Below are 15,924 nucleotides of genomic sequence, written 5' to 3'. Positions count from 1 at the left end.
ATAAAAAAGCACTGCTTTTGCAGTGCTTTTTTTGAGTGTTACTTTTTCTTTTTCGGTCCAAGTAACATACCCATTTGTCGACCTTCCATTTTCGGTGCTTGCTCTACAACCCCTAACTCAGCTACGTCAGCTTCAATTTTTTGCAATTGAGCTAAACCAAGTTGTTGGTGAGCCATTTCACGACCACGGAAACGTAAGGTGATCTTAACTTTGTTGCCTTCTTCAAGGAACTTCAGAATAGCACGAAGCTTAACTTGATAATCACCTACATCAGTTGCTGGGCGTAGTTTGATTTCCTTCACTTGCACTTGATGCTGTTTTTTCTTGGCATCTTTTTGCTTCTGTTTCAGGTCAAACAAGTGCTTGTTGTAATCCATGATTTTACAAACAGGCGGCTCAGCGTTTGCGACAATCTCAACAAGGTCAAGATCTGCATCCTCAGCAGCACGCAGTGCTTCATTTAATGAAACAATTCCTTTTTGCTCACCATCAGCACCGACAAGGCGTACTTCTTTTGCACGGATCTCATCGTTAATTGCTGGACGGTTACTCTTTGCACCTTGTTGTTGGTTACGGTCAGGCTGTTTAATCTTTCTTACTCCACAATATACCGGCCACGTTCGGCGACGGCAGATTTCACTAAGTCAATGAAAGCATCCACTGACATAGTACCTAAATTTTTTCCTGAGCGAGTACGTACATTCACTGTACCTTCTTCAACTTCTCGATCACCAAGAACTAACAGGTAAGGAATGCGCTCTAGAGTACGCTCACGAATCTTAAATCCGATTTTTTCATTTCTCAAGTCAGAAATAGCACGAAGACCATTTTCCTTGAGTTTTGCCACAACTTGCTCACTTGCTTCAGCTTGAGAGTCAGTGATATTCATGACACATGCTTGTACAGGCGATAACCAAGGCGGCATAAAACCAGCGTAGTGTTCAATTAGTATACCAATAAAACGCTCAAAACTACCAAGAATTGCACGGTGCAACATTACAGGTTGATCACGCTCGTTTTCTTCAGTTACATAAGAAGCATCTAAACGAACTGGCAAGTTGAAGTCACATTGAATGGTACCACATTGCCATACACGACCAAGACAGTCTTTTAAAGAGAACTCAATCTTTGGACCATAGAATGCGCCTTCACCCGGCTGCAATTCCCATTCAAGACCAGCTGCATCTAAAGCATCTGCCAAAGATTTTTCAGCTAAATCCCAAAGTGCATCATCCCCTACACGCTTTTCTGGGCGAGTAGATAATTTCATTTGAACTTCTTCAAAGCCAAAGTCTTTATAAACATCTAAAGTGAGTTTAATAAAGTCTGCAACTTCTTTACCGATCTGTTCTTTAGTACAGAAGATATGCGCATCATCTTGAGTAAAACCACGAACACGCATAATACCGTGTAAAGAACCAGATGGCTCATTACGGTGACAAGAACCAAACTCAGCTAAACGAATTGGTAAATCACGGTAAGACTTTAATCCTTGGTTAAACACTTGAACGTGACAAGGACAGTTCATTGGTTTTACAGCATAGTTACGACTTTCAGAATGAGTCGTAAACATGTTTTCTGCATAGTTTGCCGCATGACCAGATTTCTCCCAAAGCGTAAAATCTACGATTTGCGGAGTTTTGATTTCTTGGTAACCATTGTCTTGCTGAACTTTACGCATGTACTGTTCTAGTACTTGATAAATAGTCCAGCCATTTGCATGCCAGAACACCATACCCGGTGCTTCTTCTTGCATATGGAACAAGTCTAATGCTTTACCAATTTTACGGTGATCACGCTTTTCAGCTTCTTCAATACGCTTGATATAAGCTGCTAACTGTTTTTTATCAGCCCAAGCAGTACCATAGATACGTTGAAGCTGTTCATTCTTCGCATCACCACGCCAGTAAGCACCAGAGATTTTAGTAAGCTTGAATGATTTTAAGAATTTTGTGTTCGGTACGTGCGGACCACGGCACATATCTACATATTCTTGGTGGTAGTACAAGCCCATTGCTTTTTCTTCAGGCATGTCTTCCACAAGACGTAATTTATATTCTTCGCCGCGGTCAGTGAATACTTTGATGACTTCATCACGCGGTGTCATTTTTTTGATAACGTCATAATCTTGATCGATGAGCTTTTTCATACGCTCTTCAATCGCTGCCATATCATCTAGTGTGAAAGGACGTGGCATCCAGATATCGTAATAGAAACCTTCTTCGATGACCGGACCAATCACCATTTTTGCTTCAGGGAAAAGCTGTTTTACTGCGTGCCCTACAAGGTGTGCACAAGAGTGGCGAATGATCTCAAGACCTTCTTCATCTTTTGGAGTGATAATTTGTAAGGTCGAGTCTTCGGTAATTAAGTCACATGCATCAACTAAGCGATCATTTACTCGTCCAGCAACGGTATTTTTTGCTAAACCAGGCCCAATACTTTGAGCGACTTCCATAACAGATACAGGGTGATCAAAACTCTTTTGATCGCCATTTGGCAATGTGATAATTGGCATAAAAAAAATCCTTAAGGAGTGATGCCCTATACGAAGGAGCATTTCACCGCGAGATTATGATCGAGGCAAGCCTCAAAATATAAAAACGGTGTAAATCAAAATTAAAAAACCTGAAAGATTTTACACTTGTTCAAGCCAAGTGAAAACCTTTGTACTCATAAAATCATAAATACATTTTGCTTATACGGTAAACAGCAATAAATGACTTTAATAAGGACCTAGCTAAATTTTCAGAAATACATAAATAGGATAATTATTCATCAGAACTGATTTAAGATGTTGAAAATAGCATTTCTGCTCATTTTCTGACTGAGAGGTATTTCTCTTTAAGACTAAAGCATTAATGCTTTGATTACTATTAAGCCATATTTTCAAAGAATGAATTAAAAAATAGAACATGGAGTTGTTTCACATGGTTAGTGCCTATAACGAATTACCACGTACACCCGCAAACTTTGTTGCATTATCCCCTCTGCGCTATTTAGAGCGCGCAGCTTATATCTATCCAGACCAAGCTTCTATTATTCATGGCAACCGTCAGATTTCATGGAAACAAACTTATCAGCGCTGCCGTCAATTTGCATCTCAGCTTCAACAATTAGGCATAGTTAAAAATGATACGGTTTCAGTTTTACTGCCAAATGTACCAGCAATGATTGAAGCACATTTTGCTGTACCAATGGCGGGTGCTGTTCTTAATACCCTAAATACCCGTTTAGACGCTAAAACCATCGCTTTTATGCTAGAGCATGCTGAAACTAAAGTACTTTTAGTTGACCCCGAGTTTGTTAATTTAGCAAGAGAAGCTTTATCACTTATTCCTAACCAACATATTATTGTGATTGATGTTGCGGATGAAGAGTATAAAGGCGAAAACCAATTCCTTGGTTCTTTCGAATATGAGGAATGGTTAGCTCAAGGCGATGCCAATTTTGAATGGCAATTACCTGAAGATGAGTGGGATGCAATTAGTTTAAATTATACCTCTGGAACCACTGGAAATCCTAAAGGAGTGGTTTATCACCACCGAGGTGCTTATTTAAATGCAGCAAGCAATATTTTAGCCTGCGGCATGAAACCCCGAGCCGTTTATTTATGGACGCTTCCTCTTTTTCACTGTAATGGTTGGTGCTTTGCATGGAGTATTGCAGCCAGTGGCGGAACCAATATTTGCCTACGTAAAGTTGACCCAGAACTGGTGATGCAGCTTATTGCCAAACATAAAGTTGATTACTTCTGTGGCGCTCCAATCGTCCTATCTATGATTATTAATCTGCCTAAGGAAAAGCAGCCAAGCATAGAACATCATGTTGAAGTTATGGTGGCAGGTGCTGCTCCACCTGTCGCTGTCATTGAAGGTATGCGAAACATTGGGATTAATGTCAACCATGTGTATGGTTTAACCGAAACCTATGGACCATCTGCGCTTTGTGCTTCTCAAGCGGGATGGAGCGACCTCTCCATTACCGAGCAAGCGCAACTACACTCTCGTCAGGGTGTACCTTATCCTTTACAAGATAGTATGCGGGTGTTAGATCCTGAAACGATGCAGCCAGTTCCAAATGACGGTGAAACCATGGGAGAAATCATGTTCCGTGGCAATATTGTCATGAAAGGATATTTAAAAAATCCAAAGGCAACTGAGGAAGCTTTTGCAGGTGGCTGGTTCCACACTGGAGACTTAGCTGTTTGCCACCCAGATGGTTATGCAAAAATTACTGACCGCTCTAAAGATATTATTATTTCAGGTGGAGAAAATATTTCATCTTTAGAAGTCGAAGACGTTTTATATAAACACCCAGCAGTTTTAACAGCCGCTGTTGTGGCAAAACCTGACGAACGTTGGCAAGAAGTACCATGCGCATTTATTGAATTAAAAACTGGGGCTAGTGTCACGCCTGAAGAAATTATTGAGCACTGTCAAAAAGAACTTGCGCGCTTTAAAGTTCCTAAAGATGTGGTGATTACTGAAATTCCAAAAACCTCAACAGGTAAATTGCAAAAATTCATCTTGCGTGAATGGGCAAAAGAACGCGCTTAATTTGATTCCTATAAAATAAAAAAGCGGCGTTTCTAACGCCGCTTTTTATTTAAAACTGTATTAACCTTGATCTGACAATAGAGCAACCTGTTGTACATAGTTAATAAATTTCATTTTAGTTGCTTCTAGATCTGCTTCTGCAACTTGCTGGGTTTTATCACGATTAATTCTTAACACATGCTGACGTAAAGTATGTCGTTCTGATGCATTATAGATTTTGCTAAATTCATTGATTGCAGGGTCACCCTGCTCGATCATACGATCCACCCAACGCATGAGTTGAGCTTGTTTCTTCGCGCCTTGCTGAGGGGTCAAATAAGATAAAATGACTGTCTCATCTTCATTGCGCAAGAGTTTACCAACACGCTGAAACTGACGACGGCGCGCTTCGAATGAACTAATATTCTGAACTTCCAAAAGAGCATCAATTAAACGCTCATCAACAGGAAGTTTTTGAATTTGTTTGATAGAAAGTTGTGCTAACTGCTCACCTAAAGCAGCCATACGTTGAACTGCTTTTTTCTGTTCGGTTTTACTTGCACGTCCTTCTAAAGAATCAAAATCTTCTTCAGTATAACGCTTGGGACGACGTGCCACGATTAATCTGCCTCATAAAATTTTGCGGCGAATAACGCCTGTACTTCATTTAATGCCTGTTCTTCGTCAGTGCCATCAATGACTAAACGTAAAGTAGTCCCTTTACCTGCACCTAACATCAGTAACGACATAATATTCTTTGCATCTACTAAATGATCGCCCTTACCAATTTGAATTGACGAACGAAACTTTGTAGTGACCTCTATCAGTTTTCCTGATGCACGTGCATGTAAACCGAGTTTATTAATTACATCAACAGTTGTGTCTATCATGACCAGTGCTTCATTTCTCTGTGTAAGACCTGAACAGACCATTCTGCCTCAAGTGCTTGTTTTAGTCTATCTACCATATAAACTGAACGATGCTGGCCGCCTGTGCAACCTATTGAAATCGTCATATAGTGACGATGCCCTTCAGCAAATGCCGGCAGCCATTTTTTTAAGAAGTGGAGAATGTCCTCAAACATTTCATTTGCTTGTGGACTTGCTTCTAAAAATTGTTTAACTGGCTCGTCTAAACCAGAAAAGCGGCGTAATTCTAAATCCCAATGCGGATTTGGTAAATGCCGTACGTCAAAAACATAGTCGGCATCTAAAGGAATGCCATGTTTATAACCAAATGACTGCAATATAACAATCAGATTATCTGATTGTCCTAATTTTGATAGCAAGATATGTTTTAAATCGTGAACACTTTTATCTGTGGTATCAATGTGAACAGTGGCACGAAACTGAATTGGAATCAGCAACTGCTTTTCTTCATGAATACACTGTAAAAGGCTTTTGAAACGATTTGCTAACGGATGTGGACGACGTGAAGCACTAAATCGTGCAATCAAATCTTGATCTTGTGTCGTCAGATAAATCACATCAACCGTACCATGTTTTTGTAATTGCTCAAAAACATGGTCGAACTCTTGCATATCTGCCCGAGTACTTCGTACATCCACCCCTAAAGCAAGCTGCTCAAGATTATTTTCATGATCTAGCTTTGCCACGATCTCAGGCAGCAATGCCAAAGGTAAATTATCAATACAGTAGTAGCCCAAATCTTCTAATACTTGAAGAGCTGAAGATTTTCCTGAACCAGACTGTCCTGTCACGATAAGTATACGCTTCATGGCATGGCTGTCCTTTTATATATTATTGAGGTGTAAAGGCAACTTGTAGATTATCAATTAAACGCGTTCCACCTAATTTCGCCGCGACAAACAACACAATATCACGATCAAATTGAGAAGCAGCTAACAAATTAGGTTGGCGAGCCTCCACATAATCCACAACAAAACCATTGTCTGTCAACAGTGTTTTCAAATCTGCCAAGACTTGTTGTAAATCTTTACCTTGGTGTAATTGCTCTTCGGCTTGTTTTAAACCTTGATAAATGACTGGTGCAACCTGACGCTGTTCAGGAGTCAAGTAACCATTTCTTGAACTCAGTGCCAAACCGTCTTCTGCACGAACAATTGGTACGCCAATAACTTCTAACGGAATATTCAAATCTTGTACAAACTGGCGAATCACTGCTAATTGCTGGTAGTCTTTTTGACCAAAGAAAGCATAATTCGGTTGCACAATATTAAAGAGTTTGGTGACAACCAGTGCTACGCCATCAAAGTGCCCCGGACGTGAGCTTCCACATAAATCATCAGTAATTTGACTGACGCTAATGTTAGTTAAGCGAGGTTGTGTACCGTACATTTGCTCAACTGATGGTGCAAAAATAATGTCACAGCCAACATCTGCAAGTAGACGACTATCCTGCTCTAACGTACGCGGATAATTATCAAAATCTTCACCCGGACCAAACTGTGTTGGGTTCACGAAGATACTCACAACCACAACATCACATAACTTTTTCGCTTCACGAACAAGAGTGAGGTGGCCTTCATGTAGATTTCCCATCGTTGGGACAAAACCAATGATTTTACGTGCAGCTCTAGCAGGATTTAAAGAAGCAGCTAAGCCTTGTATAGTGGTTTCTGTTTTCATGAATTACAGCTCAACTTGGAAAGTGTGTTCTTTAGCTGGGAACGACTGATCTTGTACAGCAGCATGAAAAGCTTTAAAAGCATCTAAAATCGCTGTTTCACCAGATTGCTCTTTCATAAAGTTACGTACAAAACGCGCAACTCGACCAAACGTTAGTCCTAACATGTCTTGTACAACCAATACCTGACCATCAGTCGCATTACCTGCCCCAATACCGATCACAGGAGTATTTGGGAACAATTCTGCAATTTCTTGACCTAATTGTGCCGGAACGCATTCAAGTAATAAAACTGCCGCACCCGCTTCAACCACCGCTGTACAATCGGCAATAAGCTGATCGGCTGCTTCGCGCGTTCTAGCTTGTAACTTGTAGCCACCAAATACATGTACAGACTGCGGGGTTAAACCTAAATGTACACATACAGGCACACCATTACGTGTTAACACTTGGACAGTTTCACTTAGCCATGCACCACCTTCGATTTTGATCATTTGGGCACCAGCTTGCATAACTGTTTTCGCATTCTGCAAAGCATCGTTTAAAGTGGCATAACTCATAAATGGTAAGTCAGTCATAATTAAAGCATGCTGATTACCGCGACGGACTGCCGCTGTATGATAGGCCATGTCTTCAACAGTTACAGGTAAAGTTGAGTCACGCCCCTGAATTGCCATTCCAAGAGAATCACCAATTAAGATCGTATCAATTTCAGCAAGTTCCATTGCTTTTGCCATACTTGCATCGTAACAAGTTAGGCAAGAGAACTTACGTCCTTCGGCTTTAAATTTTCTTAAGTCACTTAGACTAATCATGATGGTATCCTCTACAGGAGTTTGCAGAACGTAATAAGTCCGGCTTTAGGCCCAAGACTCATCAGCAAGTACAGTCACCGTTGGCTGCTGTATGAGTTCTAAATTTTTAAGTGGCTGATCATTAATATGTAGATCAGCATCTAAATCTAATAAAGGAATCACAACAAAATCTCGTTGTAATATTCCTACATGCGGCACCGTTAAGCGCTCATTTTGTATTTTTTCATTGCCATAAATCAGTAGATCAAGATCTAAAGTTCGCTCCCCCCAATGACGGAGTCTCACCCGCCCAGCTTCCTGCTCAAAACGCTGTAACTGGTCAAGTAATTCAAGCGGAAGTAACTCGGTTTTTAGCTGAGCGACTGCATTTAGATAATTCGGCTGATCTTGGGGACCCATAGGGGGACTTTGGTAAAGTTTAGATACTTTCACTTCACCAAGAGATTTAAGTTTGGCTATCGCTTCAGACAGAATCTGGCGTGAGTCACCTAGGTTACTTCCTAAGCCAATATATGTGGTTACTGTCATTGTGTCGGCCCAAAAATAACTTGGCTCAAATCACGTTGTACCCGCTTGCGCTTTAAAATTGGATGATCACTCATCACATTCGTTTGTGCTGCGGAAGATTTTTCAATAAAACGGTCAATAGACTGCTCTTGTCGTGCACGCTCTTTTTTACCACGACGGCTTCGAGGCTCTGGAACATCAACCAAAGGCTCAATTTCCGTATCAACTTTATTGCTTTCAACAGGCTCAGCAGCAACCTTACGACGACTTTTCGCCTTCTGACGATTATATTGGCTAATCGCAGCTTCTTTTTCGTCGTTTGACATTTCTTGGTAAGCTTCCCACCAGCTTCCCATTCCCTGTGTTGTGTCATCACCTGACTTTTCACGAAGTAATAAGAAGTCAAACCCAGCGCGGAAACGAGCATGGCTTGCCAATGCTTCAATTTGCTGTGGTTTTGGATTAAGCAAACGGGTTTGCATTTCCCAAACTTCACGAATAAAAGTTTCGGCAAAACGAGGAATAACTGTGCGTGTTGCTTGACGTTTTAAAACATCCAAACCTGCTTGAGCACGTGCTTCGGCCGGAACAACGCCTTTTGATAAATAAAAATCACAACGCTCTAAAAATGGCTGCCACAATAAAACCGCATAGAAAAATGCCGGATTAATCGTTTTACCCACCTGAATACGTTGATCAGTATTTTTTGCTGCACGTTGAATAAATGGAGTGAGATCCGGACGAATATCAGCAAAAAGCTGTTTCCACACGCCAAAGTCAATCAACATTGGTAATACGCGTGCCAAATGCCCCATTGTGAAAAGCTTTTGAGACTCATCATATAAACGGTGTGGTGAAACATCACGAAGTAATTGCGTCATCTCAACATCAAAAATGTCGAGAATTGCCGGATCAATTTTAAAGTTGAGCTTAGCTGCAAAACGTAATGTCCGAAGCATACGCACAGGATCTTCTTCAAAACGTTGCACAGGATCGCCCAATAAACGTAAAGTCTTACTTTTGACATCATCAATTGCTTTACAGAAATCGAGCACAATACCCTTACGCGGCTGGTAGTACAGAGTATTGATAGAAAAATCGCGTCGAGCAAAGTCCTGTTCGATGGTTCCCCAGTTGTTGTCACGTAAAATCATGCCCGAAGCACTGGTCACCGCTTTTTTAGGAGGAGCACGGAAAGTGGCAACTTCGATTAGCTCACGTCCTGAATAGACATGTGCCAATTCAAATCGACGGCCAATAATTCGGCATCGACGGCCAAAAACTTCTTTAATTTGAGAAGGTGTTGCATTGGTGACTGCATCGAAATCTTTAGGATTGAGTCCTAGCATTAAATCACGGACACCACCCCCAACAATATAAGCTTCATAGCCTGCTTTAGTCAGACTATCGATCACATCTAAAATCGAAGAAGGAAGTTGGGCTGTGGACAAACCACATTTTGACGCTCGCAAGGTTTGCAAAAGACGCTGTCTCCTACGTCAGGACGTAAATAACAAGTTGTCGCTAATCATAGCTCTAACACACACAAAGGGCAATTTGATTCTCTTAGATTGCGCAGGAAATGATAATTGACGAATAGAACTTTTATAAGGCTAAACGCGATTTATTTTTTTCAAAAATAGCTGGTCCAATTCCTTTAACGTTTTTAATTTCGTCAATATTTTTAAAGCTACCGTTCTTTTGCCTGTATTCTACAATCGCTTGAGCCTTTTTCTCACCTACACCTTTTAATTGCTGAAACTCATTTACATTCGCCTGATTCAAATGAATTTGCCCTGTAGAGTCATTAAAATTTTTAGTTTGAGAAATTTTAGAACCATTAGAATGAGAAGACTTAGTGATGTTTAACTTTTGGTCATACATCTGCTGTTTAGCCTTCCATTCTTGAAAGTTTTGATCAAAAGATTGAGCGTAAACCGAAGGTGAAATTACTCCCAAGCACAAAATTATTAAAACAAAATACTTATTTTTCCAAAATCTCATGCTGTATTGCATGTGGTTTTTCCCCTGATTTTAATTGTCGTTTTGCCTGATTCCACAATTCATCCATTTCGGACAAGGTCATGTCTTCCAATGTTCTTTGCTGTTTTATGGCTTGCTCTTCAATAAAAGCAAAACGACTTCTAAATTTATGTATGGTTGATAAAAGTGAACTTTCACTTGAAATGCCAAGTTTACGTCCTACATTGACTAATGAAAACAGGCAGTCTCCAAATTCATCTTGAATTTCTTCACTATTTTGATTTTTAAGTGCCTCTTTAAACTCATCTAATTCTTCTTCTAATTTTGTATAAGCATCTTCTACCGTTTCAAAATCAAACCCAACTTTTGCGACATTTTTTTGAATTTCCTGCGCTTGAGATAGTGCTGGTCCATGTTTAATTTCATCTAATCTTGATTGTGGTTTTCCTTGCTTTTCTTGTTGTTTAATTTGTTTCCATAACTCACTTACTTGTTCTGGTGTTAAGTTGTTAAATTGGTCTGCTTGAAAAACGTGCGGATGACGTCGTACTAATTTTTCGCTAATTGCCTCAACCACATCTTGAAAATTGAACGCCCCCTGCTCGCTAAACATTTGCGATTGAAATACCACTTGTAATAACAGATCACCCAATTCATTCCGAATTTCATTAATGTCACCTTGACGAATGGCAGCCTCGACTTCATATGCCTCTTCAATCGCATATTTAGTCAGTGACATTGGAGTTTGCTCTTGGTCCCACGGACATTTTTCACGTAGCTCTTGCATAATTTTAAGCAATTTATCCATGTAACCCTCAAGTTCAAAAAATTGGTCAGTAACTTTAAAATCTTAATTTGCTATGATCAAAATTAAAGCGGCAAATCATTCGTCATATTGTAACGATAAAGAGAAAAAAAGATGAAACATAGCATTCTGATTAGTGGCGCAGCTCAAGGTATTGGAGCAGAAATTGCACGGGTATTTTATCAGCGGGGTTATAAAGTCGGCATTTATGACATTAATGAATCGCTTGCTCAAAATTTAGCACAGGAATTAGGGCCGAATGCATGCGCAGGGTATCTAGATGTCAGTGACTACAGCCAGTGGCAACATATATTAAAAGAATTTACCGACTGGGCTGGCGAGCTTAATATTTTGGTGAATAACGCAGGGATTTTATATTCCGGAGCCTTTGAAAATATCGATATCAAGTCACACCAAAGAACAATCAATATTAATGTAAACGGCGTAATCAATGGTTGCCATGCTGCACTCCCTTATTTAAAGCAAGCTTCTTTTGCACGAGTCATTAATCTCTCTTCAGCTTCTGCAATTTACGGGCAAGCTGACCTCATTTCTTATTCGGCCAGTAAATTTGCAGTGAGAGGAATTACCGAAGGTTTAGATGTGGAATGGAAAAAATACGGTATTCGTGTTTTAGATGTGATGCCTTTATTTGTACAAACCGCAATGGTCAACAATATGGATGCAGGCTCTATTCAAAACATGGGAGTCGATTTAACGCCTAATGATATTGCTCAACAGGTGCTTTCACTTGTAGAGAAAAAAGCTCATTTCTGGACACCGACTCACACTCCAGTTGGTATAAAAACCAAATTGCTTTATCAACTCTCAACAATAAGCCCCCAGTTTTTAAATCGTTTAACTAATATTTATTTATCGAGAAAGTAGCTCATAAAAAAGGCCGTCAATTGACGGCCTTTTTCTCAATTTAGTTAAACACCTTGAATCATACGTCGTGCGCTAATAATTCCAGGTTGTTGCTCTAAACGAGCTAACAAACGTGAAAGCTGAGCCAAGCCTTTCACCTCAATGAGCAACTTCATATTAGCAATACCATCTGCCTCAGAAATTGTGTTCACCTGACGAATATTAATCTGGTCAGAGAAAATCACTTGAGTTAAGTCTTTGAGTAAGCCACGACGATCATAAGCTTCAACTACAATTTGAACACTTTGACCACGAGTTGGCTGCATCTCCCAATCCGCTTCAACAGCACGTTCTGGCTCTTGCTTGATCATGCGTTGATAATCAGAACACAAGACTTTATGAATACTTACCCCACGATTCAACGTGATATAGCCAGCAATTGATTCACCATGAACTGGTTGGCAACACTGCGCAATATGTAGCTCAACATTGTCTAAACCATCAATTAAGATGCCATGCGCAGACAGGGTGTGGCTGGCACGTGGGTTTAATGTTGGTTTAAGTACCAGTTCAGGTTCATCCTGATCCAGATGCATTTGACGATTAATCTGATTAATCAGAGCATGCAAACTAATATCGCCGCTGACCAGACTAACCAAAATATCATCCCCTGTTTTCACATTAAAATGTGACGAGTAATCGTTGAGATCGATACTCTTAGGGTGAATCGCCAATCGAGACAATTCTTTGTTTAGTAACTCACGGCCAACTTCAAGGTTCTTACTACGGTCTTGCTGTCTGAACCAATGACGTAATTTGTCACGAGCACGAGCTGTCTTGATATAACCTAAAGAGTTCACCAACCAGTCACGGTTAGGCTCACGATCCTTCTTAGTTAAAATCTCAACCTGCTCACCTGTTTTTAACGTATAGGTTAATGGTACATAGCGCTGGTTAACACGCGCTGCATAACACTTGTTTCCAACCTCTGTATGCACATGGTAAGCAAAGTCTAAAACTGTTGAGCCACGTGGTAGTTCTTTAATATCACCATCACGACTAAAGACATAAATCTTTTCAAAACCTTCAAAGTCTTGAAGTTGATCAAAACCTTCCGTCTCATCTTCATTTTGATGTACTGTTGTTTCATTACGTTCTTGGTAATGTTCCAAAACAGCACGAAGCGAATGCAAACGATGGTTAAAAGAGTGGTCGGTATTCTTTGAACCTTCTTTATAGTTAAAGTGCGAACATACCCCTAACTCTGCTTCGTCATGCATCTCATGAGTACGAATTTGTACTTCTAAAGATTTATTCTCAGCAATAACAGCAGTATGTAATGAGCGATAACCATTGGCTTTCGGGTTGGTAATATAGTCATCGAACTGATGTGGGATATGACGCCAAATCTGATGAACAATACCTAATGAGTGATAACACTCAGGTACGCTATTCACCAATACACGTAAAGCACGAATATCATAAAGCTGATCGAAACTTAGGTTTTTGCTTTTCATTTTTCGATAAATCGAATAAATGTGTTTTGCTCGACCTGTAATTTCAGCTTCAATACCATGCGCCGCCAATTCACTTTTTAAACGGTCTATCACGAACTGGATATAATGTTCACGCTCAAGACGCTTTTCATTGAGTAATGAAGCAATCTCTTTATAACGGTCTGGCGCCAAATAACGAAACGCTAAGTCTTCAAGTTCCCACTTCAGCTGTGCAATACCAAGGCGATGCGCTAATGGTGAATAAATAGTTAAAATTTCACGCGCCACACGCTCTTGACGTTCACGTGATGAGTTTGCCAACTCACGTAAAGAGTAAGTACGTTCAGCTAACTTAATTAAAACGACACGAACATCTTCGGTCACTGAAATCAGCATTTTATAAATGCCGCTTAAATGTTCCCGTTGGTTGTTATTAAAATGGTCTTCTAGTCGTTTATTTTTTTCAATAAGCTCTGAAAGCTTACCCATTGCCAAAGTACCTTTGACAAGGTTATAAACTTGCTCACCGAACTTTCGCTTTACTTCTTCTATATCAGTAATGTCCTCACGAACACTACGATAAAGCATTGCAGCAGATAAAGTATCTTCATCTACATGTAAATGCGCCAGAATATCAGCCATTCCAACACCAGTAGCAAATGTATTGGAACGATGATTAACCGTTGAATCTAACTCTTTTTGTAGGGTTAAATGCGCAACCTCTTCGAGTTGTTTAAGCTCTGCCCCATCTAATATTTCACGAACCCGATCCAACCATGAGGCTAAACCGACTTGTGTTTCGGCGGCATGCTCTACAGTCGTTTCCTCTGACAACTCAGTTAGTTGTTCAGGTAACTGTTCACGTACTGTGACCATACCATTCTCCTGGATATGTAACTCATGTTTTTAATCGTTTATCTCTTGAATTTTCTCAAATAAAGCAATCGATTCAACATGTTCTGTGTGCGTAAACATGTCCATAACCGCTGCTTTTTTTAACTGGTAACCATGTTGAACCAAAACACCTGCATCCCTTGCTAATGTTGCTGGATTACATGATACATAAACGATTCTTTTTGCTCCAAAGTTCGGTACATACTGCATAATTTCATATGCACCAGCACGAGGAGGATCAATCAATAATGCATCAAATCCTTGATTTGCCCAAGAATGATGCGAAAAATCTTTTGTTAAATCTTGTGAAAAGAAGCTTGCCTGCACCAGATTATTACGCTTTGCATTATCTGTTGCCCGCTGCACCATTTCTTCACTTGCTTCCACACCAACAACCTGACCCTTTGCACCAACACATCGTGCAAGTGGAAGCGAAAAATTACCTAACCCACAAAACAGATCTAGTACTCTTTCACCCTGTTGCAATTGAAGCAATTCACATGCCAATTGCACCATTTGTTCATTTACTGTGGCATTGACCTGCGTAAAATCCAATGGCGAAAAAGCAAAATTTACATCAAATGCATTTAAAGCATAATGTAATCGCATAGCTCCTTGTTCTTCATCAATACGACGAAGACTTTCGGGTCCTTTAGGTTGCAAATACAACTGCCAGCCTTTGTGTAACGCAAATTGTCTTAATTGGTTGACATCAGCATTGTTTAGTTTTTCGATATGACGAACTAATAAAGATGTTTCATGATCACCTTTTGCTAATTCTACATGACCAATATGCGCTTTGCCTTTTAGACTTTGGAGTAAATTACGCAATTCTGGCAGACTATCTGATAACTTTTTATCCAAAACGCTACAAGTATGGATAGATGTTAAACGATTACTATGATGCTCACGGAAACCTAGAATCAAACGGTCCTGTTTTGGCAAATAGCGCACACCTATTCGAGCACGACGGCGATAATCACTTTGCAAAGAACGAATTGGTTCTAACCATTGTTCAGGCTGAATACCAGCAAAGTGTTGCAAGTGTGACTGAAGGACATTTTGCTTTAAACGGATCTGCTCATCGGGGTGGATATGCTGCATGCTACACCCTCCGCAAATACCATAATGAGGACAAACTGCCTCTACACGATTTGCTGAAGGTTCTGCTAAAAGCGCTACCATTTCAGCTTCTTCAAGTCGCTTAGCCTCATGCGTAATTTGGGCTTTTACTGTTTCTCCAGGCAACGCATAACGAATAAACACTTTTTTACCATGCTTATCTGCCGGATGATCTGGATGAGAACCATAATGCGCAATTCCCCGCCCCTCATGAGAAAGAGTTTCAACCTGAAAAATATATTCGGGTTGTTGAGGTTTACGAGATTTGGCTTGCTGTTTCAAAGAATGAA

At 40.2% G+C, this 15,924-nt stretch carries 15 protein-coding genes; 2 read left to right on the top strand and 13 right to left on the bottom strand.

What is annotated here, in order from left to right; genetic code table 11:
- Window positions 1–38: 38 nt before the first annotated feature.
- Both infC and thrS read right to left on the bottom strand, forming a co-directional pair.
- Complete coding sequence (gene infC, locus R5R67_RS10740; protein WP_012297364.1) at window positions 39–590, bottom strand: translation initiation factor IF-3; 552 nt, start codon at window positions 588–590, stop codon at window positions 39–41.
- A 5-nt stretch (window positions 591–595) separates the two neighbouring features.
- On the bottom strand, window positions 596–2,518 hold the full coding sequence (gene thrS, locus R5R67_RS10735; RefSeq protein ID WP_001121792.1) for a threonine--tRNA ligase: 1,923 nt from the start codon (window positions 2,516–2,518) through the stop codon (window positions 596–598).
- 412 nt (window positions 2,519–2,930) lie between these two features.
- On the opposite strand from thrS, the gene R5R67_RS10730 reads away from it, so the two are divergent.
- Window positions 2,931–4,559 (top strand): acyl-CoA synthetase, encoded by a 1,629-nt coding sequence (locus R5R67_RS10730; RefSeq protein ID WP_000253060.1) that lies wholly within the window; start codon window positions 2,931–2,933, stop codon window positions 4,557–4,559.
- Window positions 4,560–4,619: 60 nt separating this feature from the next.
- On the opposite strand, the gene yjgA is transcribed toward R5R67_RS10730, so the two are convergent.
- From yjgA to mazG, 9 genes are all read right to left on the bottom strand, one after another.
- The gene (gene yjgA, locus R5R67_RS10725) at window positions 4,620–5,156 is read right to left on the bottom strand and encodes a ribosome biogenesis factor YjgA (RefSeq protein WP_000124014.1); all 537 of its coding nucleotides are present in this window, start codon (window positions 5,154–5,156) and stop codon (window positions 4,620–4,622) included.
- Window positions 5,157–5,158: 2 nt separating this feature from the next.
- Window positions 5,159–5,428 (bottom strand): HPr family phosphocarrier protein, encoded by a 270-nt coding sequence (locus tag R5R67_RS10720; protein ID WP_000567533.1) that lies wholly within the window; start codon window positions 5,426–5,428, stop codon window positions 5,159–5,161.
- On the bottom strand, window positions 5,425–6,276 hold the full coding sequence (gene rapZ, locus R5R67_RS10715; RefSeq protein ID WP_000821671.1) for an RNase adapter RapZ: 852 nt from the start codon (window positions 6,274–6,276) through the stop codon (window positions 5,425–5,427). The genes R5R67_RS10720 and rapZ overlap by 4 nt, the downstream gene beginning before the upstream one ends.
- Before the next feature lie 22 nt (window positions 6,277–6,298).
- On the bottom strand, window positions 6,299–7,147 hold the full coding sequence (gene panC, locus R5R67_RS10710) for a pantoate--beta-alanine ligase (RefSeq protein WP_000846362.1): 849 nt from the start codon (window positions 7,145–7,147) through the stop codon (window positions 6,299–6,301).
- 3 nt (window positions 7,148–7,150) lie between these two features.
- Complete coding sequence (gene panB / locus R5R67_RS10705) at window positions 7,151–7,960, bottom strand: 3-methyl-2-oxobutanoate hydroxymethyltransferase (RefSeq protein WP_000624763.1); 810 nt, start codon at window positions 7,958–7,960, stop codon at window positions 7,151–7,153.
- A 45-nt stretch (window positions 7,961–8,005) separates the two neighbouring features.
- Complete coding sequence (gene folK, locus R5R67_RS10700; RefSeq protein ID WP_000219216.1) at window positions 8,006–8,488, bottom strand: 2-amino-4-hydroxy-6-hydroxymethyldihydropteridine diphosphokinase; 483 nt, start codon at window positions 8,486–8,488, stop codon at window positions 8,006–8,008.
- Window positions 8,485–9,948, bottom strand: a complete 1,464-nt coding sequence (pcnB, locus tag R5R67_RS10695; RefSeq protein ID WP_001194201.1) for a polynucleotide adenylyltransferase PcnB — start codon at window positions 9,946–9,948, stop codon at window positions 8,485–8,487. The genes folK and pcnB overlap by 4 nt, the downstream gene beginning before the upstream one ends.
- Window positions 9,949–10,072: 124 nt before the next feature.
- Entirely contained in the window at window positions 10,073–10,483 is a 411-nt protein-coding gene (locus R5R67_RS10690) for a ComEA family DNA-binding protein (RefSeq protein WP_002017231.1), read from the bottom strand.
- The gene (gene mazG, locus R5R67_RS10685) at window positions 10,452–11,258 is read right to left on the bottom strand and encodes a nucleoside triphosphate pyrophosphohydrolase (RefSeq protein WP_000359485.1); all 807 of its coding nucleotides are present in this window, start codon (window positions 11,256–11,258) and stop codon (window positions 10,452–10,454) included. Before mazG ends, R5R67_RS10690 begins: the two co-directional genes overlap by 32 nt.
- Window positions 11,259–11,369: 111 nt before the next feature.
- Here mazG and R5R67_RS10680 point away from each other — a divergent pair, with 111 nt between their 5' ends.
- Entirely contained in the window at window positions 11,370–12,143 is a 774-nt protein-coding gene (locus R5R67_RS10680) for an SDR family oxidoreductase (protein ID WP_000682841.1), read from the top strand.
- 44 nt (window positions 12,144–12,187) lie between these two features.
- Here the strand turns inward: R5R67_RS10680 and R5R67_RS10675 are convergent, their stop codons facing one another.
- Both R5R67_RS10675 and rlmD read right to left on the bottom strand, forming a co-directional pair.
- Window positions 12,188–14,494, bottom strand: coding sequence for a RelA/SpoT family protein (locus R5R67_RS10675; RefSeq protein WP_000259109.1), 2,307 nt, complete (start codon window positions 14,492–14,494; stop codon window positions 12,188–12,190).
- A gap of 30 nt (window positions 14,495–14,524) precedes the next feature.
- Window positions 14,525–15,916 carry a 23S rRNA (uracil(1939)-C(5))-methyltransferase RlmD gene (gene rlmD / locus R5R67_RS10670; protein WP_000813064.1) on the bottom strand — a complete coding sequence of 464 codons (1,392 nt, stop codon included), beginning with the start codon at window positions 15,914–15,916 and terminating at the stop codon, window positions 14,525–14,527.
- Between the last annotated feature and the right edge of the window lie 8 nt (window positions 15,917–15,924).

The organism is Acinetobacter sp. OYA S30 (assembly GCF_033599315.1).
Classification (GTDB): domain Bacteria; phylum Pseudomonadota; class Gammaproteobacteria; order Pseudomonadales; family Moraxellaceae; genus Acinetobacter; species Acinetobacter baumannii.
This window is presented reverse-complemented; position numbering and strand designations above follow the sequence as displayed.